Below are 16942 nucleotides of genomic sequence, written 5' to 3'. Positions count from 1 at the left end.
GGCGGGAAGGCGCCAAGCGCGGCCTGAGCGCCCGGGGGGAGAGCGGGCCCGGTCGGTGATCGCACGCAAGCGAACGGGGGCCGGAACGAGCCGGCCCCCGGGTCACGATCGTGTCTGGCGCCGAGGAGCGATCCGGCTCAGCGACCGCGGTCGCGGATCAGTCGCTCGATCTCGGCCTCGCCGTGGGAGCGCGCCTTGGCCTCGGTCGGATGCTTCCGGTCCGAGCGCTGGTGCAGCTTGCCGTGCTTGCGGATGCTCCACTGGAACAGGGAGCCGCTCTCGCCGACCGGCTCCACGTCGAGGCTGAAGGGGTAGGTATCTGTCTGGGTATCGCTCATGGGGCCGATATGGGGCGGTCAGCGACCTTTCGCCATGCCTGATCGCCAAGTCCTTGCGCGTTTACGCGTCCGCACCGGTCGCGCGCGCCCGCGCGGCCATGGCAACGAGGCTTTTGCGCAGCGCACCCATGTCGGTGACGCGCTCCGGATAGGGGACGCGCACCGTTCGGTCGGCCGCCATCAGGTCCATGCCCTCGGGGTCGAGGCCGGTGAGTCGCCAGGGCAGGTCGGCCGCGCCGCCGGCGCCGGCAGCGTAGAGCGCCAGCGCGTCGGCGTGGTCGGCGTTCATGTGCTCGACGGCGCCCCGCTCGCCCGCCACGATCGCCTGCGCGTCCGAGAGGTCGAGGAGGAGCTGGTCGCGGGTCAGGGTCGCGGCCTTGGCGAAGCCGCCATTGAGATGGCCGGCCTCCGGCGCCAGGGCGAAGAAGCCGAAATCCGGGAAATCGGCGTAGAGCTTGGCCTTCGGGTGCCGGGCCAGGAACCGCTCCCGGGCCCGCGCCTCGGCGGTCTGCAGAGCGCGTCCGACCACGGTCAGGCGGGGATGGGCGAGCGGGTCGCCCTTGCCGCCCTGCGAGAACAGCAGCGAGCAGCGCGGGTCGGCCAGCAGGTTGCGGGTGTGGGCCGACAGCCGCGACAGCAGCATCAGCGGCGTGCCGTCCGCATCGGTGGCGATGGTGACGAGGGAGGCGAAGGGCGTGCCGTCCGGCTCCAGGGTCGCGAGCGCCCCGGACCGGACGCTGCGCAGGAGCGTGCGCGCCAGGCCGATCGCGTCGAACGGCGCCGCCTCGGCCGGCAACGGACGGGCCGGTCCGCCCGCGCCCTGACCCGTGTCGATCGTCTCGCCCATGCGCGGTTCCTCCCCTCCGGACAGTCGCCCGGTTCCGCCGCCACGTTAGCGGCGCAGCGTCGGCGGCGCGAGGCACCGCGACCGCGTCAGATGGGCCGCGGAAGGACCGGTGCGCGCCCGTGTTACGGCCAAGCTATGACCGCCGCTCGCTTTTTCCGATCGGCCGTACTAAAGCACCTGTCCCTTTGCGTGTGCCGGGCTGCGCCCAAACTGCCCGGTTCGCGTTTTTGTCTGCCCCCTCGGGGCCGGGACGTGGCGCGGCCTGTGCGAAGAGCCGGGACCGCGCCTGAGCCCGTTCAGTCAGGGACCGCGCATGCCGACCATCGCCCTCGTCGACGACGACCGGAACATCCTAACCTCTGTGTCGATCGCGCTGGAGACCGAAGGCTACCGCATCCAGACCTACACGGACGGGGCCTCTGCGCTGGACGGTCTGCGCCACTCCCCGCCCGATCTCGCGATCTTCGACATCAAGATGCCGCGCATGGACGGGATGGAGCTTCTCCGACGCCTGCGGCAGAAATCTGACCTTCCCGTGATCTTTCTGACGTCGAAGGACGAGGAGATCGACGAGCTGTTCGGCCTCAAAATGGGCGCGGACGACTTCATCCATAAGCCGTTCTCGCAGCGCCTGCTGGTGGAGCGGGTGAAGGCGGTGCTCCGGCGCTTCGCCAAGGAGGCCCCCGGCAGCACGCCGCGCGGCGAGGCCGAGGTCGCGGCCCGGTCGCTCGAGCGCGGCGCGCTGATGATGGATCCCGAGCGGCACACCTGCACGTGGAAGGGCGAGCCGGTGACGCTGACGGTCACGGAGTTCCTGATCCTCCAGGCGCTCGCCCAGCGCCCCGGCGTCGTGAAGAGCCGCAACGCGCTCATGGACGCGGCCTACGACGACCAAGTCTACGTCGATGACCGGACCATCGACAGCCACATCAAGCGGTTGCGGAAGAAGTTCAAGGTCACCGACCAGAGCTTCGACATGATCGAGACGCTCTACGGCGTCGGCTACCGCTTCAAGGAGGCGTGATCTCCAGGATCAGCCCCGTGGCCGCACGTACCCAGACCCAGACCGAGGATGCCCCGCCCCGCGCCTCCCTGGCCCAGACCCTGTCCCGACCGCTCGGCTGGCCCCGCGCCGTGTGGGAGGCGGTCGGCCAGCGCGCCTCGTCGAGCCTGACGCGCCGCATTGTCGTCCTCAACCTCGTCGGGCTGATCGCGCTCCTCGTCGGGTTCCTCTACCTCAACCAGTTCCGCCAGGGCCTGATCCAGGCCCGGATCCAGAGCCTCGCCATCCAGGGCGAGATCATCGCGGGGGCGATCGCCGCCTCGGCCTCGGTGGACACCGACACGATCCGCATCGATCCCGACAAGCTGCTCCAGCAGCAAGCCGGCGAGGCGGCGGAGGAGGAATCGCAGCCGCTCGCCTTCTCGCTGAACCCCGAGAAGGTGGCGCCGCTGCTGTCGCGCCTCGTGACGCCGACGGGCAACCGCGCCCGGGTCTACGACCAGGAGGGCGGCCTCCTGTTCGACACCCGCACCCTGTTCAAGCGCGGCGATGCCAGCCGGCCCGACCCGCTCGAGCCGAAGCCCCACAAGCCCGGCATCCTCGAATCCGCCTTCGAGGCGGTCCAGTCCAAGCTCGGCGGCCTGTTCCGCAGCCGGTCCGAGACCACCGAGGAGACGGGGCCGGTGAACGGGCACTCGCTCCGGGAGGTCCAGGCGGCGCTCGGCGGCAATCGCGGCAGCCTCGTGCGCCGGAACAAGCTCGGTGAGACCACCGTCTCGGTGGCGGTGCCGATCCACCGGGCGGGCTCGGTCCGCGGCGCCCTCCTGATCTCGACTCAGGGTGACGCCATCGACCGGGTCATCGCTTCGGAGCGGTTCGGTCTGCTGCAGGTCTTCCTCGTCGCCTCGGCGGTGATGGTGGTGCTCTCGTTCCTGCTGGCGGGTGCGATCGCGGGACCGGTCCGCCGCCTCGCGGAGGCCGCCGAGAAGGTCCGCATGGGTATCAAGACCCGTGAGGAGATCCCGGACTTCACCGAACGCACGGACGAGATCGGCCACCTGTCGGGCGCCCTGCGCGACATGACTCAGGCCCTGTACCGGCGGATCGACGCTATCGAGAGTTTTGCGGCGGATGTCAGCCACGAGTTGAAGAACCCGCTGACCTCGCTCCGCAGCGCGGTCGAGACACTGCCGCTCGCCAAGACCGACGAGTCCCGTGGCCGGCTGATGGCGATCATCCAGCACGACGTGAAGCGCCTCGACCGTCTGATCAGCGACATCGCCGACGCCTCGCGCCTCGACGCGGAGCTCGCCCGCGCCGAGGCCCGGCGCGTCGATCTCCGGCGGCTGCTCACCACCGTCGTGTCGGTCGCCAACGAGCGCCGGCGCCCGAAGGATTGCCTGATCCAGCTCGACGTCGAGGCGACGGGCTCGGAGCAGGACGCGCCGTTCACGATCATCGGCCACGACAGCCGGCTCGGGCAGGTGGTCAACAACCTCCTCGACAACGCCCGCTCGTTCTCGCCGACCGACGCGAAGGTCCGGGTCGTGCTGCGCCGCGTGCGCGGCGAGGTCGAGATGATCTGCGAGGACGAGGGACCTGGCATCCCGGAGCACGCCCTGGAGCGGATCTTCGAGCGCTTCTACACCGACCGGCCGGAGCAGGGTTTCGGCCAGAACTCCGGCCTCGGCCTGTCGATCTCCCGCCAGATCGTCCAGGCCCATCGCGGCACGATCCGCGCCGAGAACCGGCCCGGCGCCCCCGACGAGGACGGCGAGCCGACGGTGCGCGGCGCCCGCTTCATCGTGCGCCTGCCGGCGGCGCCGCGGCAGCTCCACGCCTGATGGTCACCCTGCACGGCGCCTGCGTCGCGCTGTGCGGGGCCGGGATCCTGATTCGCGGTCCCTCGGGTGCGGGCAAGTCTAGCCTCGCGCTCCTGCTCGCAGCCGCGCCGGACGGGTCCTTCGTGGCGGACGACCGGGTCGTCTGCACGATTCGCGACGGGCGAATCACGGCCGGTCCCCATCCCGCGCTCGCCGGACGTGTCGAGGTCCGCGGCCAGGGGATCCTGTCGGCGGCCGATCTCGGCCTGGCGGTGCGGCCGGAGGCGGTGCTGCATCTCGCCGTCGACCTGGTGGAGACGGCACCGCGCCTGCCCGAGCCGCCGGAACCCGCCGACATCCTCGGCCTCGCCGTTCCGCGCCTCGTCCTCGATCAGGGTGCGCGGGCGGCCGGCCTCGCACCGCTCCTGGTTCGTGCGGCGCTGCGAAAGCCGCGGCCGTGACTTCGCAGCCGCACAGGCGCCTCGATTCGCCCAAGACTGGTATCCCCCATGGCGCACACGCGGCGGCCGTGGCATGATCGCACCAATGTCCGGGCAAAAAAGTCGCGATCGCCTTGTGGGGGGCTGTGCGATGCACAACATGGCGGCACACACAGGACGTTGGAACACGTGTCGATGATTGGCATGGTGCTCGTCACCCACGGACTCCTGGCGACCGAGTTCAAGGCCGCGCTGGAGCACGTGGTCGGTCCACAGGATCAGATCGAAACGATCACGATCGGGCCGGAGGACGATATGGAGCTGCGACGCCGGGACATCATGTCCGCGGTCTGTCGCGTGAATACCGGGGACGGTGTGGTGGTGCTGACCGACATGTTCGGGGGCACGCCGTCGAACCTCGCGCTGTCCTGCATGAACGGCGGATCGGTGGAGGTCGTGGCGGGGATCAACCTGCCGATGCTGATCAAGCTGGCCAGCGTCCGCGACGAGGAGAAGCTCGGCGACGCTGTGCTGCACGCGCAGGAAGCCGGCCGCAAATACATCAACGTCGCTTCGCGCGTCCTGGCGGGCAAGTAGTTCTCCGGGATCACGCTTCCAGGACGGCCGCCGGCGGAGCCGCGCGCCGCGCGCTCACGGTGATTCCCACCGATGCCGCGATCACCAGCGCGATCGCCAGCCATTGGACGGCGCTGATTCGCTCTCCCAGCAGGACCAGACCCGCGCAGGCCGCCACGGCGGGCTCCAGGCTCATCAGAACGCCGAAGCTCTTCCGGTCCAGGCGGCGCAGGGCGACCATCTCCAGCGAGTAGGGCAGGGCGCTCGACAGCAGCGCCACCGCGAAGCCGGCGATGAGGAGTCCGGGCGCGAGCAGGGCCGGTCCGGCCTCCGCCACGCCGAACGGCGCCACGACGAGGGCCGCCGTCAGCATGCCCAGGGACACGGCCTGGCCGCCGTCGATCCGCCCCGCGCGCTGTCCGAACAGGATGTAGAGCGCCCAGCACAGGGCCGCGCCGAGATCGAGGGCGACTCCGACCGGGTCGAGGCCGTCCGCGCCGGCGATCGGCAGCAGCAGCGCGAGCCCCGCCACCGCCACGCCAATCCACAGGAAATCCGAGCGGCGGCGCGACGCGATCAGCGCGACCGCCAGCGGCCCGACGAACTCGATGGCCACGGCCGGTCCGAGCGGCAGCCGTGCCAGCGCGAGGTAGAACAGGAGGTTCATCAGCCCGAGGGCCGTCCCGTAGAGGGCGATCCAGCCGGCCTCGCGTGCCGGGAGGCTGCGCCGCCAGGGCCGCCAGACGGCGATCAGGATCAGCGCCGAGAAGCCGACCCGGAGGGCCGAGGTCCCCGCCGCGCCGAGCGCTGGGAACAGGCTCTTGGCGAAGGTCGCGCCGCACTGGAGCGACACCATGCCGGTGACCAGCGCCGCCACGGACAGCACCGTATCGCCGAGGCCGAACCTGTTGCGTGACACGGGGGCGACATTCCTGAGGACCGGGATCCGGCGCGGGCATAGCAGATGCCGGGGCCGCCGCGGCCCACGCTCGGCCTCATGGCACACGCCATCCTCGCGCACGGCTCGCCGTCCCGGGCCAGCGGGGCGTCCGCCGGCCCGGCGTGATCCGTGACCGGCCCTTACAGGATGAAGCGGCTCAGATCCGCGTTCGAGGCCAGATCCTGCACCCGGTCGCGCACGTAGGCCGCGTCGATCGGCACCGTCTCGCCGGACCGATCGGTGGCGGTGAAGGAGATCTCGTCGATCACCCGCTCCAGCACCGTCTGGAGCCGGCGCGCGCCGATATTCTCCACCGAGGAGTTCACCTCCACGGCGACCCGCGCGAGGGCGTCCACAGCGTCGTCGGAGAAGGTGAGGGTGACGCCCTCCGTCTCCATCAGCGCGACCGTCTGCTTGAGAAGGCTCGCCTCGGTGGCGGTCAGGATCTGCTTGAAATCGTCCACCGTCAGCGGCTGCAATTCCACCCGGATCGGCAGGCGGCCCTGCAGTTCGGGGAGGAGGTCCGCCGGCTTCGAGACGTGGAAGGCGCCCGAGGCGATGAACAGCACGTGGTCGGTCTTCACCGGCCCGTGCTTGGTCGCGACGGTCGTCCCCTCGATCAGCGGCAGCAGGTCGCGCTGCACGCCCTCGCGCGAGACGTCGCCGGACGAGCGGCCCTCGCGGGCGCAGATCTTGTCGATCTCGTCGAGGAAGACGATGCCGTTGTTCTCGACCTCGCGGATCGCCTCGCGGACGAGCGCCTCGTCGTCGACCAGCTTGTCGGATTCCTCGGCCATCAGCGGCGCGTAGGCGTCCCGCACCAGCACACGGCGCGGCTTGCCGCGCTGGCCGCCGAGCGCCTTGCCGAGCATGTCGCCGATATTGATCGCGCCCATCGAGGCGCCCGGAACGCCGGGAATCTCGAACATCGGCATGCCTGCGGGCGCGCCGGAGGTCAGTTCCAGCTCCACTTCCTTGTCGTCGAGCTCGCTGTTGCGGAGCTTGCGCCGGAAGCTGTCGCGGGTAGCCTGGCTCGCCGTCGGGCCGACCAGCGCGTCGAGGATACGGTTCTCGGCGGCCGCCTCGGCCTTGGCCTTGACGCCCTCGCGCTTCACCTGCCGCGTCAGGCCGATCGCCACCTCGACGAGGTCGCGGACGATCTGCTCGACGTCGCGCCCGACGTACCCGACCTCGGTGAACTTGGTGGCCTCGACCTTCAGGAACGGCGCGTTGGCGAGCCGGGCGAGGCGGCGCGCGATCTCGGTCTTGCCGCAGCCGGTCGGCCCGATCATCAGGATGTTCTTGGGCGCGACCTCCTCGCGGAGCGGACCGGTCAGCTGCTGGCGCCGCCAGCGGTTGCGCAGCGCGATCGCCACGGCGCGCTTGGCGTCGTGTTGCCCGACGATGAACCGATCGAGTTCGGACACGATCTCGCGGGGAGAGAACGTCGTCACCGCTTTGCCATCCCTGTTCCCGGCCCGAAAACGGCCCCGCGCCGGGAATGGGGTCGCGCGCGGCCCCGCGCAAGGGGCCACGCGTCGGCCGGTCGCCGCCTCAGTGCGCCGCCGGGACCGCCGCGGCGTCGCCCTTGTCGTGCCGGCCGAACCGCTCCACCAGGGTCGCGCTGGCCTCGTTGAGGCCGATGACCGTGACGTCGCGGCCCCGGGCGCGGGCCTTGAGGACCACCCGGTCGAGGGCCGCGATGGCCGAGATGTCCCAGAAATGCGCCGCGTGGACGTCGATCACGAGGCGCTCGACCGGCTCCAGCACGTTGATCGCGTCCGAGAAGGTGCCGGCCGAGGCGAAGAACACCTGCCCGGCGACGGTGTAGGTCCGGGTGCCGCCGTCGGCCGAGAGGGCGGACGTGATCCGGTTGAGCCGGGCGACCTTGCCGGCGAAGAACACGCCGGACAGCAGCACGCCGACCAGCACGCCGATCGCGAGATCCTTGGTGGCGACCACGACCAGGACGGTCGCCAGCATCACCGCCGAGGAGGGCAGCGGGTTGGTGCGCAGCCGCAGCAGCGAGCGCCACGAGAAGGTGTTGATCGAGACCATGATCATCACGGCCGTCAGCGCCGCCACCGGCACGACGGCCAGCAGGTCCTGCAGCGCCACGAGGAGCACCAGCAGGAACGCGCCGGCCACGAGCGTCGAGAGGCGCCCGCGGGCACCCGACGAGACGTTGATCACCGACTGGCCGATCATCGCGCAGCCGCCCATGCCGCCGAACAGGGCCGAGGTCATGTTGGCCACGCCCTGGCCCATGCACTCGCGATTCTTGTCGCTGCCCGTGTCGGTCATGTCGTCGACGATCTGCGCCGTGAGCAGGCTCTCCAGCAGGCCGACCGCGGCGAGCGTCGCCGCGTAGGGCAGGAGGATCCGCAGGGTCTCGAGGGTGAGGGGCACGTCCGGCAGGGCGAAGCTCGGCAGCGTCGAGGGTAGGGCGCCGAGATGGGCGACCGTGCGCACGTCGAGGTGGAAGATCGCGGTGATCGCCGTCAGGACGGCGATGGCCACGAGCGGCGACGGGATTGCGCGGGTGATCCGCGGGAATCCGTAGATGATCGCCAGACCGAGGGCGATCAGCCCGTAGGTCGCCGGCGTGACGCCGGTGAGCTCGGGCAACTGCGCCAGGAAGATCAGGATCGCCAGCGCGTTGACGAAACCGGTCATCACAGATTGCGAGACGAACCGCATCAGCCGGCCCAGCCTGAGCAACCCGGCCAGGATCTGGATGACGCCCATCAGGATCGTGGCGGCGAAGAGGTACTGGACGCCGTGCTCGCGCACGAGGTCGACCATCACCACCGCGGTGGCGGCGGTGGCGGCCGAGACCATGGCCGGGCGACCGCCGGCGAAGGCGATGGTGCAGGCGATGACGACCGAGGCGTAGAGGCCGACCTTCGGGTCGACCCCGGCGATGACCGAGAAGCCGATGGCCTCTGGGATCAGCGCGAGGGCGACGACGATCCCCGACAGGGTGTCGCCGCGCAGGTTGGAGGTCCACGACCGGAGATATCCGGCGTTCCGGGCTGCGTGTGTTGACATCGATGAATCCGCACGAGCGGCGTGCCCGCGTCGCTGGCGGGTCAGAGCGCGTCTCGAATGCGTGGTCCGGCGGATCGGCGGCCGGAAGAGCCACCCGGGCTTTCACCGGGTCCTTGCGAATGCGCCGACCCTAGGGGCGCGCGCGCTGCAATGCAACAACCTGGCGGGAAACGCTCGGCGACGCTTCCGTCATCGCGGGTCCGGCTCCGCGATTCCGAAATGACGGGCGCGTCGGTCCGGCCGCCTCAGGCCGCGCGGACCTGGGTCACGAAGCCCGCGACCTCGCCGCCGAGCCCGTTCGAGCGGCGCGCGATGTCGGCGGCGGCGTCGAGGACTTCCGCGGCGCTGGCGCCCGTCTCGCGGGCCGCGCCCAGGACCAGCGCCATCGTGTCCGTGACGGCGCGGGTGCCGCTGGCGGCCTCGGAGACGCTGCGGGCGATCTCCTGGGTCGCCAGCTGCTGCTCCTCGACGGCGGCGGCCACGCCGAGGGCGATCCCGTGGACCTGCTCGATCGTGCCGCCGATCTCCTCGATCGCCGCGACGGCGTCGTGGGTCGCGGTCCGCATCGCGGCGATCTGTCCGGCGATCTCCTCGGTGGCCTTGGCGGTCTGCGTCGCGAGATCCTTCACCTCGGTGGCGACGACCGCGAAGCCGCGCCCGGCCTCGCCGGCCCGCGCCGCCTCGATCGTGGCGTTGAGCGCCAGCAGGTTGGTCTGCCCGGCGATGGTGGAGATGAGGGAGACGACCTGCCCGATCCCGTCGGCGCTGCGGGCGAGGGCCTGGACGCTCGCCCGGGTCCGCCGCGTCGCCTCGACGGCGCTCTCGGCGGCCGTCGAGGTCTGGGTTACCTGGACGCCGATCTCGCTGGCGGTGGCGGCGAGTTCCTCGGTGGCGGCGGCGACGGCCTCGACGTTGTGGGCCGTCGTCTCGGCGGCGCGGGTGACCGCCTGCGACTGTGTGCCGGCGTGCTCGGCGTTGCCCGCCATGGTCGCGGCGGCACGCTCCAGCCCGGCGGCGGCCCCGGCGAGGTGCTCGACGAGTCCGCCGATGCTGCCCTGGAACCGCTCGGCGAGCCCGGCCATCTCGGCGCGCTTGCGCGTCGCCGTGTCGGCCTCCAGCCGCTGATGTTCGTGCCGCAGGCCCTCGGCCTCCCGCATCGTGTCGCTGAAGACCTGCATGCTCGTCCAGATCGCGCCGATCTCGTCGCGTCCCGGCTTGATGGCGGGCAGGGTGTGGTCGCCGCGCGAGAGGCGCTGGATCGCGTCCGAGACCGCCCGCAGCGGCCGGGCGATCTGCCGCTGACCGATGAGCAGGCCGAGGGCGCAGCAGATCACGGTGCCGATCAGGGCAAGGCCGAGCAGGAGGAGGGTGCGCGTCTCGAACAGGGCCTGGGTGTCGGCCTTGATCGCCGCCATCTCGCCCCGGCCCTGCTTCACCAGGGCGTCGATGCTGGCCTGGAAGGCCTTGCGGTTTGCCCGGTTGGCGTCGTTGAACCCGAGCTCCGCGGCCGCCTTGGGGCCGGTCGTGTCGCCCGCGTCCGCGAGGGCGCTGCGGAGGGCGCGGAACGCGTCGGCGTTGCGCACCATCGTCTCGAAGAGCGGCCGCTCGGCCTCGGTCACCCGCGGTGCCCAGTCGGCCCGCAGCGCGTCCATCTCGGCGAGACCCCTGCGGATCCCGGCGGTGTACTTCGCCGCTTCCGCGCGGTCGGCGGAGGCGTAGACGCCGCGCGAGTCCATGGTGACTTCGGCGGCGAGGCGGTTGAAGTTCGCGGCGTCGAGCGCCCGGATCGACGCGCTCTCGACGCTCGTCAGCGAGCGCTCGAAGCTCTTCAGCGTCGCGACGCTGACCCCTGCCACGACCAGCGTCGTCAGGCTGCAGGCGCCGACGAAGCTCAGGAGTTTTCCGCCGATTTTCATTGCTATCCGACCGTCGAGGCGCGATTGGCGTCAAAATGCCGGTTATTCGTCAAGACGTCGTAAACTGAGCTGATCCGGAATTATTTGTCTCGCCTCTGAGCAGGGTCCTGATGAGGAAGGGGCGCGGCGGGCGCCGCGCCCGACCCGATCAGGCCGCCCGGACGGTGTCGAGGAAGCGGCTGACCTCCGCAGTCAGGTGCTCGGATTGCCGGGACAGCTCCGAGGCCGCGTCGAGGACCTGGCCGGCGGCGACGCCGGTCTCCTCGGCAGCGCCGGCGACGCCGGAGATGTTGCTCGTGACCTCGCCGGCGCCGACGGCCGCCTGCGAGACGTTGCGGACGATCTCCTGGGTCGCCGCACCCTGCTCCTCGACCGCGGCGGCGATCGAGGTGGCGACGCCGCTGATCTCGCGGATCCGGTCGGTGATGCCGGCGATCGACGTCACCGCCTGCCCGGTCGAGGCCTGGATCTGCGCGATCTGGCCGGAGATCTCGTGCGTCGCCTTGGCAGTCTGCTCGGCCAGGGCCTTCACCTCGGAGGCGACGACCGCGAAGCCCTTGCCGGCGGCCCCGGCGCGGGCCGCCTCGATGGTGGCGTTGAGGGCCAGCAGGTTGGTCTGGCCGGCGATGTTGGAGATCAACCCGACCACGTCGCCGATCCGCGACACGGAATTGCTCAGTTCCTGGACGAGCGCGCCGGTCTGATCGGCGTCGGAGACGGCCCGCTGCGCCAGATGCGCCGAGCCGTCCACCTGCCGGCCGATCTCCTGCACCGAGGAGCCGAGCTCCTCGGCCGCGGCCGCGACGGTGTTGACGTTGGAGGCGGCCTCCTCGGCGGCCGCCGCGACCGTGTTCGACTGGCTCGAGGTCTGGGTCGCCGTCGCCGACATGGTCCGGGCGGTCGCCTGCAGCTCGGTGGCCGAGGACGAGACCATGCCGACGATGCCGCCGACCGCGCGATCGAAGCTGTCGGCGAGTTCGATCATGGTCCGGCGCCGCTCGGCCGCGGCGGCCGCGTCGGCGATCCGCTTCATCTCGGCCTCCTCGGCGGCCTTCTTGGCGACCATCGCCTTGATCCCGTCCACGGCGCGCCCGACCGCGCCGATCTCGTCGCCGCGGGCGGCCTCCTTGATCTCGGCCTCGATCTCGCCGCGGGCCATGCGCTGCAGCACGGCCACGAGGCGGCCGAGGGGGCGGGTCAGCATGGCGAAGACGAGGAAGGCCAGCAGCCCCGCGATGACGACGCTGGCGACGCTGCCGAGCAGGCTCGCGAGGTAGGCGGCGCCGAAGGAGCGCGCCTGCTCGTCGCTTCGGGCGGCGAGGAGGTCGCGCTCCGCTTTCTCGGCCTCGCCGATCTTGGCGCGCAGGGCGTCCATGGACGCCTTGCCGGCGCCGCTCGCCTCGATCTGCCGGGCCTTGTCGAGATTGCCGGCCTCGACGAGGGCGATCTCCTTGGCGGCGATGTCGCTCGACCACGTCTCCGCCGAGCCGCGCACGGCCTCCAGGCGCGCCTGTTGGGCGGCGTTGTCGGCGGTGAGCGACTTGGCGCTTTCCAGGGACACCTTGAAGGACTTCTGGCCGGCGCGGAGCGGCTCCAGGAATTTCGGATCGCCCGCGATCAGGTAACCGCGCAGGCCGGTCTCCTGATTGACCATCGCCTGCGTGAGGCCGTCGAGGGCGGAGATGACCTGATACGAGTGCTCCGTGAGGTGATTGACGCGCTCGATCGAAGACAGGTGACTGTATCCGATGGCGCTGATCCCCACCGTGACCGCCGCCAGGCTGCCGAATGCGGCAGTCAGCTTCGTTACGATCCGGACATCGTTGATCGAGCGCATAGTCAGTCCCCAGGGCCCCATTCTGGAATTCGGATTTGGTTCCCTGGCGGTTGTGATAAATTATACGCTGTAAATTTTGTCTTACAGCGGGCTGTATCGCCCGGATGAATCCGGTTTAACGACGGTTGAGGATCTGCTGCCAGCAATCAAACGTTAGTGATCGTCTCGCGCACTGCTGTCGTCGGTGACTACAACCTGAGATAAGAGGCGCCGGGCCGGATTTTGTAGCGACGCGGCGATCCGGGCGCGGTTTCGAGGAAGCTCTTCAGGACGCGAAGACCGGCGCCGGAGCGTATTCGCGCGCGGTGCGGTTCGCGCGGAAGCTGTGATGACCCGCGTTCAGCCGGGCAGACCCCGCGCCGATGCGCGAGCGCCCGCGACGGGATCCGGGTGACGCGGGCACACCGTGTGCGATCGAGCGCGCAGCGACGGCGGCGGAGCCGGCGAACCCGGCTGCGCCCGGCCGGGTCTCAGGTATCCAGCGCTTCGATGACGAGGTTTCCGTTGGTGTAGACGCAGATCTCGGCGGCGATCGTCATGGCCCGCCGCACGATCGCCTCGGCGTCGAGGTCGCCGTCCTCCAGCGCGCGGGCGGCCGCCAGAGCGTAGTTGCCGCCAGACCCGATGGCCATGACGCCGCTCTCCGGCTCCAGCACGTCGCCCGAGCCCGACAGGAGCAGGCTGACCTCGCGGTCGGCGACGAGCATCATCGCCTCGAGCCGGCGAAGGTAGCGGTCCGTCCGCCAATCTTTCGTGAGTTCCACGCAGGCCCGGGTCAGCTGACCGGGATACTGCTCCAGCTTGGCTTCGAGGCGCTCGAACAGCGTGAACGCGTCCGCGGTGGCGCCGGCGAAGCCGCCGATCACCGCGCCCTTGGCGAGGCGCCGGACCTTGCGGGCGTTCCCCTTCACGATGGTCTGGCCGAGGCTGACCTGACCGTCGCCGCCGATGACGACGCGGCCGCCCTTGCGGACCATCAGGATCGTGGTCGCGTGCATCTGGGGGACGGCGCCCCGGTCGTCGTACCTGAATGCGTCCTGGCTCAAGATTCGGCTCCGCTCTCGATCGCGCCGAGATGGGGAGCTTCGCCGGCCGAGTCCAGCCGGTGCCGGGATCGCGCGCCTACTCGGCGACCGCCTCGGGGCTGCGCACCGGGCCGGCATCCTGCAGGATCGACTGCGCGGCGGCCTCGGCCAGGAGCGCGTAGCCGCGGTCGGCCATGTGCAGGCCGTCGGCGGCGAAGAGCTGCTTGGTCGTCAGCTTACCCTCGCGCACCCAGCCGTGCATCAGGTCGGCCCGGCGGATCACCGGCACGTCGAGCTCGTCGCCGATGCTGCGCACCGCGTCGCGGAAGCGCGAGGCGCCCGGCGTGGATTCGAGCTTCGGGCACCATTGCGGCTCCATCAGCACCACGTCGATGCCGGCCTCCCGGATCCGGCGGATCGCCGACACGGTGGCCTCGCGGAAATGGTCGAGCGACACGCCGCGCAGCGGGTCGTTGCTGCCCGTCTGCCAGATGACGAGCTGGGGCTCGGCCGCGATCACGTCGCGGTCGAGGCGCGCCAGCATGTCGTCGACGTGCTCGCCGCCGATGCCGCGGTTGATGACCGCCACGTCCATCCCGTGCAGCTTCTTGCGTAGGTCGATCTGCAGGCGGGCCGGGTAGGCGTTGGCCGGGGTCGACGCGCCCACGCCCTCCGTTGAGGACGACCCGAAGGCCACGATCTTGAGCGGGGCGCCGATGGCGATCTGGCGGGCGACGTGGGGCAGGTCCGGGCTGTCGCCCAGGTCGAAGCCCAGCATGTCCAGGGATTCGGGCAGCAGGTCCGCGTAGGCGAGGACCGCCGTCGGAAGGACCAAGAGGGCGCCCAACAAGCCCAGGCGGCGCAGCATCCTGCGGGCGGGGAAGACAGGTTTCAGCGTCTTGGACACGGGACCGACGGCTCCGGCTCTCGTGAGCGGTAGATACAATCTGACACAGGGCCCTGAAAAGAGCGGTTCCGGGCAGAGTTTGAAAACGCACTGAATTCGTAACGCAAAATTAGGCATGAGTGGGGAGGCGCGCCCTTGCCCGAGGATTCCCGGCAACATCGGTGCGGCGGGTCGACCCCAGCGACGTTGGCGTCGCGGCACCCGCACGCCCGACGCCGAGTCGGCACGAACCATGCAGAACACGCTCCGACGCGTCTCCGACAGGGCGGCGGAGCGCGCGGTCGGGGCCGCGGCGCGTCCCCCGACCGGCCGCGGGGCTCCGTGAGCCGTCCCATGGTCGACCGCTTGCGCATCGCGATCCTCACGCACTCGACCGACCCGCGCGGCGGCGTGGTCCACGCTCTGGCTCTCGGGGAGGCCCTGGGCAGGCTCGGCCACGAGGCGGTGGTCCACGCGCCCGACCCGACCGGCGGCGGCTTCTTCCGCGCGGCGCAGTGTCCGGTGATCTCGGTCGCGGCCAAGCCGGTCGCGGGACCGGCCGCCGCCTTGGTCGGCGCCCGGATCGCCGACTACCTCGCGCACTTTTCGACGCCCGCCGCCTGCGACTTCGACGTCTTCCACGCCCAGTGCCGGATCAGCGGCAACGCGCTCGCCACCCTGACCCGGCGCCGCCTCATCCCGGGCTTCGTGCGCACGGTCCACCGGATCGACACGTTCACGGATCCGCGGCTCGCGCAGTGGGAGGAGCGGGCGATCCTCGATGCCGGGCGCCTGCTCTGCGTCAGCCGGACCTGGGCGGCGACGCTGGCGGCCGAGTACGGCGCCCGGGCCGACGTGGTCGGCACGGGCGTCGAAGGGGCGGCCTTCACGCCCGATCCCGGGCCGGAGGACGACGCGCTCCGCCGCCGCCTCGGCCTCGGCGGCGGCCCTGTCTTCCTCAGCGTCGGCGGCTTCGAGGCGCGCAGGAACACGCTGGCGATCATCGAGGCCTTCGCGGCCCTGCGCCGGACCTGCCCCGACGCGCAGCTCGTCGTGGCCGGCGGCGCGCCGCCTCTTGATCAGGCCGGCTACGAGGCCCGGTGCTGCGCCACGCTCGAGCGCGAGGGGCTCGAGGTCGGGCCCGGCCGGCCGGTGATCCGAACCGGCACCTTGGCGCAGGCGGACATGCCGGGCCTCTACCGGCTGGCCGACACCCTGGTCTCTCCCTCGCTCGCGGAGAGCTACGGCCTGTGCGTTCTGGAGGCGATGGCCTGCGGAACGCCGGTGATCGTGTCGGGCCGGCCGCCCTTCACCGAGTACATCGCCCCCGGCGAAGCCCTGTCGGTGAACCCGGACGACACCGACGCCATCGCGTCGGCCATGCGGGCGAGCCTGGAGCCGAGCCGGCGGGCGCGGCTGCGCAATGCCGGCCGAGAGGTCGCCCGGGCGCATGTCTGGGACGCCTGCGCGGCGCGCCACCTGCCGACCTACGCGGAACTCGCACCCGGGGACGCGCCGTTGATGGCCGCGGCCACGGGGGCTGCGGCCTGGAACACGCTGCGGGTCCCGCGCGATGCCTGAGATGCGCTTCCATATCCGGTGGCCCGACGGGACCCGCGAGGCCTGCTACTCGCCGTCGCTGGTGATCAAGGACCACCTCGCGGTCGGACAGGACTACCCGCTCGACGAGTTCGTCGTCCTGACCCGGCTGGCCCTGGGCATCGCCAGCGAGCGCGTCCGCGCCCGCTACGGGTTCCCGTGCGGCCGCGCGCAGGCGCAGCTCGCCCGGATCGAGGAGGGCGCCCGCCGGCAGGAGCCCGGGACGGTCCACGTCGAGGCCTTCGAGGACTGATAAGGGCCCGCGGGATCGCCGTGCGGCGAGGCGACGCGGCGCGGACCGGCGGCGCTCCGGGTTGTCCGCAGGACCCACGGCGCGCGGAGGCCCAGGCGATGATGACCCGGATTGCGGCAGTGCTGGTGCTGGCCGCGTCACCCGCGGCGGCGCACACGCGGCCGTCCACCACGGCGATGACCTGCGAGCAGACGATCCGCCTCATCCAGGCCCGCGGAGCGCTCGTCCTCGGGACCGGCGGCATGACCTACGATCGGTTCGTCCGTGACCGCTCGTTCTGCGAGCCCACCGAGATCGCGCGGCGCGCCTTTCGGCCGACCCGCGACAACCCGAACTGCCTGATCGGGTACACCTGCTACGAGCCCGGACGCGGCGACTGGTTGGGTGTGGACGACTAGCACCGTTCCC

16 protein-coding genes and 1 other annotated feature are annotated in these 16942 nt (G+C 71.2%); of the genes, 7 read left to right on the top strand and 9 right to left on the bottom strand.

All coding sequences use genetic code 11. The features are described 5' to 3' along the window. Nucleotides 1-137: 137 nt before the first annotated feature. Together ACLBYB_RS11685 and ACLBYB_RS11680 are read right to left on the bottom strand one after the other, a co-directional pair. The gene (locus ACLBYB_RS11685; RefSeq protein ID WP_010682254.1) at nucleotides 138-338 is read right to left on the bottom strand and encodes a hypothetical protein; all 201 of its coding nucleotides are present in this window, start codon (nucleotides 336-338) and stop codon (nucleotides 138-140) included. Between the two features lie 61 nt (nucleotides 339-399). Then, nucleotides 400-1185 (bottom strand): HugZ family pyridoxamine 5'-phosphate oxidase, encoded by a 786-nt coding sequence (locus ACLBYB_RS11680; protein ID WP_447698864.1) that lies wholly within the window; start codon nucleotides 1183-1185, stop codon nucleotides 400-402. A 313-nt stretch (nucleotides 1186-1498) separates the two neighbouring features. On the opposite strand from ACLBYB_RS11680, the gene ACLBYB_RS11675 reads away from it, so the two are divergent. The 4 genes from ACLBYB_RS11675 (at nucleotide 1499) to ACLBYB_RS11660 (ending at nucleotide 5048) form a co-directional block, all read left to right on the top strand. Further along, nucleotides 1499-2209, top strand: a complete 711-nt coding sequence (locus ACLBYB_RS11675; protein WP_020094607.1) for a response regulator transcription factor — start codon at nucleotides 1499-1501, stop codon at nucleotides 2207-2209. A 68-nt stretch (nucleotides 2210-2277) separates the two neighbouring features. Next, the gene (locus ACLBYB_RS11670; protein ID WP_419149864.1) at nucleotides 2278-4032 is read left to right on the top strand and encodes a stimulus-sensing domain-containing protein; all 1755 of its coding nucleotides are present in this window, start codon (nucleotides 2278-2280) and stop codon (nucleotides 4030-4032) included. Continuing rightward, nucleotides 4032-4472: an HPr kinase/phosphorylase gene (locus tag ACLBYB_RS11665; protein WP_447698863.1), complete on the top strand. Its 441-nt coding sequence runs from the start codon at nucleotides 4032-4034 to the stop codon at nucleotides 4470-4472. The genes ACLBYB_RS11670 and ACLBYB_RS11665 overlap by 1 nt, the downstream gene beginning before the upstream one ends. A gap of 174 nt (nucleotides 4473-4646) precedes the next feature. Further along, entirely contained in the window at nucleotides 4647-5048 is a 402-nt protein-coding gene (locus tag ACLBYB_RS11660; protein WP_010682249.1) for a PTS sugar transporter subunit IIA, read from the top strand. Nucleotides 5049-5058: 10 nt separating this feature from the next. Here ACLBYB_RS11660 and ACLBYB_RS11655 read toward each other — a convergent pair whose 3' ends face one another. From ACLBYB_RS11655 to ACLBYB_RS11625, 7 genes are all read right to left on the bottom strand, one after another. Further along, complete coding sequence (locus ACLBYB_RS11655; protein ID WP_020094603.1) at nucleotides 5059-5946, bottom strand: EamA family transporter; 888 nt, start codon at nucleotides 5944-5946, stop codon at nucleotides 5059-5061. Between the two features lie 161 nt (nucleotides 5947-6107). After that, complete coding sequence (hslU, locus tag ACLBYB_RS11650; protein WP_056528150.1) at nucleotides 6108-7421, bottom strand: ATP-dependent protease ATPase subunit HslU; 1314 nt, start codon at nucleotides 7419-7421, stop codon at nucleotides 6108-6110. A gap of 100 nt (nucleotides 7422-7521) precedes the next feature. Next, on the bottom strand, nucleotides 7522-9018 hold the full coding sequence (locus tag ACLBYB_RS11645) for a SulP family inorganic anion transporter (protein ID WP_447698862.1): 1497 nt from the start codon (nucleotides 9016-9018) through the stop codon (nucleotides 7522-7524). A gap of 60 nt (nucleotides 9019-9078) precedes the next feature. Continuing rightward, nucleotides 9079-9134: a sequence feature (sul1 is cis-regulatory element that is thought to sense ions involved in sulfur or methionine metabolism; They are found in Alphaproteobacteria), on the bottom strand. 129 nt (nucleotides 9135-9263) lie between these two features. Then, nucleotides 9264-10934: a methyl-accepting chemotaxis protein gene (locus ACLBYB_RS11640; protein ID WP_447698861.1), complete on the bottom strand. Its 1671-nt coding sequence runs from the start codon at nucleotides 10932-10934 to the stop codon at nucleotides 9264-9266. 148 nt (nucleotides 10935-11082) lie between these two features. Next, nucleotides 11083-12771 (bottom strand): methyl-accepting chemotaxis protein, encoded by a 1689-nt coding sequence (locus ACLBYB_RS11635; protein ID WP_447698860.1) that lies wholly within the window; start codon nucleotides 12769-12771, stop codon nucleotides 11083-11085. Nucleotides 12772-13241: 470 nt separating this feature from the next. After that, on the bottom strand, nucleotides 13242-13769 hold the full coding sequence (gene hslV / locus ACLBYB_RS11630) for an ATP-dependent protease subunit HslV (protein WP_020094598.1): 528 nt from the start codon (nucleotides 13767-13769) through the stop codon (nucleotides 13242-13244). Between the two features lie 124 nt (nucleotides 13770-13893). Then, a complete protein-coding gene (locus ACLBYB_RS11625; RefSeq protein ID WP_447698859.1) occupies nucleotides 13894-14703 on the bottom strand; it encodes an SGNH/GDSL hydrolase family protein in 810 nt (269 codons plus the stop codon). A 333-nt stretch (nucleotides 14704-15036) separates the two neighbouring features. On the opposite strand from ACLBYB_RS11625, the gene ACLBYB_RS11620 reads away from it, so the two are divergent. The 3 genes from ACLBYB_RS11620 (at nucleotide 15037) to ACLBYB_RS11610 (ending at nucleotide 16932) form a co-directional block, all read left to right on the top strand. After that, nucleotides 15037-16263: an MSMEG_0565 family glycosyltransferase gene (locus tag ACLBYB_RS11620; protein ID WP_447698858.1), complete on the top strand. Its 1227-nt coding sequence runs from the start codon at nucleotides 15037-15039 to the stop codon at nucleotides 16261-16263. Continuing rightward, nucleotides 16256-16534: an MSMEG_0570 family nitrogen starvation response protein gene (locus ACLBYB_RS11615; RefSeq protein WP_100250829.1), complete on the top strand. Its 279-nt coding sequence runs from the start codon at nucleotides 16256-16258 to the stop codon at nucleotides 16532-16534. Before ACLBYB_RS11620 ends, ACLBYB_RS11615 begins: the two co-directional genes overlap by 8 nt. Nucleotides 16535-16632: 98 nt before the next feature. Further along, nucleotides 16633-16932: a hypothetical protein gene (locus ACLBYB_RS11610; protein WP_447698857.1), complete on the top strand. Its 300-nt coding sequence runs from the start codon at nucleotides 16633-16635 to the stop codon at nucleotides 16930-16932. The last annotated feature ends 10 nt before the right edge of the window (nucleotides 16933-16942 follow it).

Source organism: Methylobacterium sp. D54C, from assembly GCF_053345595.1.
Note: the sequence above shows the minus strand (reverse complement) of the source record. Positions and strands in the feature narration are given on the sequence as shown.

Coding starts and splice junctions, on each gene's coding strand:
- ACLBYB_RS11660 (WP_010682249.1), top strand. CDS start 4,647: ATGATTGGCATGGTGCTCGTCACCCACGGACTCCTGGCGACCGAGTTC.
- ACLBYB_RS11635 (WP_447698860.1), bottom strand. CDS start 12,771: ATGCGCTCGATCAACGATGTCCGGATCGTAACGAAGCTGACTGCCGCA.
- ACLBYB_RS11675 (WP_020094607.1), top strand. CDS start 1,499: ATGCCGACCATCGCCCTCGTCGACGACGACCGGAACATCCTAACCTCT.
- ACLBYB_RS11620 (WP_447698858.1), top strand. CDS start 15,037: ATGGTCGACCGCTTGCGCATCGCGATCCTCACGCACTCGACCGACCCG.
- hslV (WP_020094598.1), bottom strand. CDS start 13,769: ATGCACGCGACCACGATCCTGATGGTCCGCAAGGGCGGCCGCGTCGTC.
- ACLBYB_RS11665 (WP_447698863.1), top strand. CDS start 4,032: ATGGTCACCCTGCACGGCGCCTGCGTCGCGCTGTGCGGGGCCGGGATC.
- ACLBYB_RS11680 (WP_447698864.1), bottom strand. CDS start 1,185: ATGGGCGAGACGATCGACACGGGTCAGGGCGCGGGCGGACCGGCCCGT.
- ACLBYB_RS11645 (WP_447698862.1), bottom strand. CDS start 9,018: ATGTCAACACACGCAGCCCGGAACGCCGGATATCTCCGGTCGTGGACC.
- ACLBYB_RS11610 (WP_447698857.1), top strand. CDS start 16,633: ATGATGACCCGGATTGCGGCAGTGCTGGTGCTGGCCGCGTCACCCGCG.
- ACLBYB_RS11615 (WP_100250829.1), top strand. CDS start 16,256: ATGCCTGAGATGCGCTTCCATATCCGGTGGCCCGACGGGACCCGCGAG.
- ACLBYB_RS11685 (WP_010682254.1), bottom strand. CDS start 338: ATGAGCGATACCCAGACAGATACCTACCCCTTCAGCCTCGACGTGGAG.
- ACLBYB_RS11640 (WP_447698861.1), bottom strand. CDS start 10,934: ATGAAAATCGGCGGAAAACTCCTGAGCTTCGTCGGCGCCTGCAGCCTG.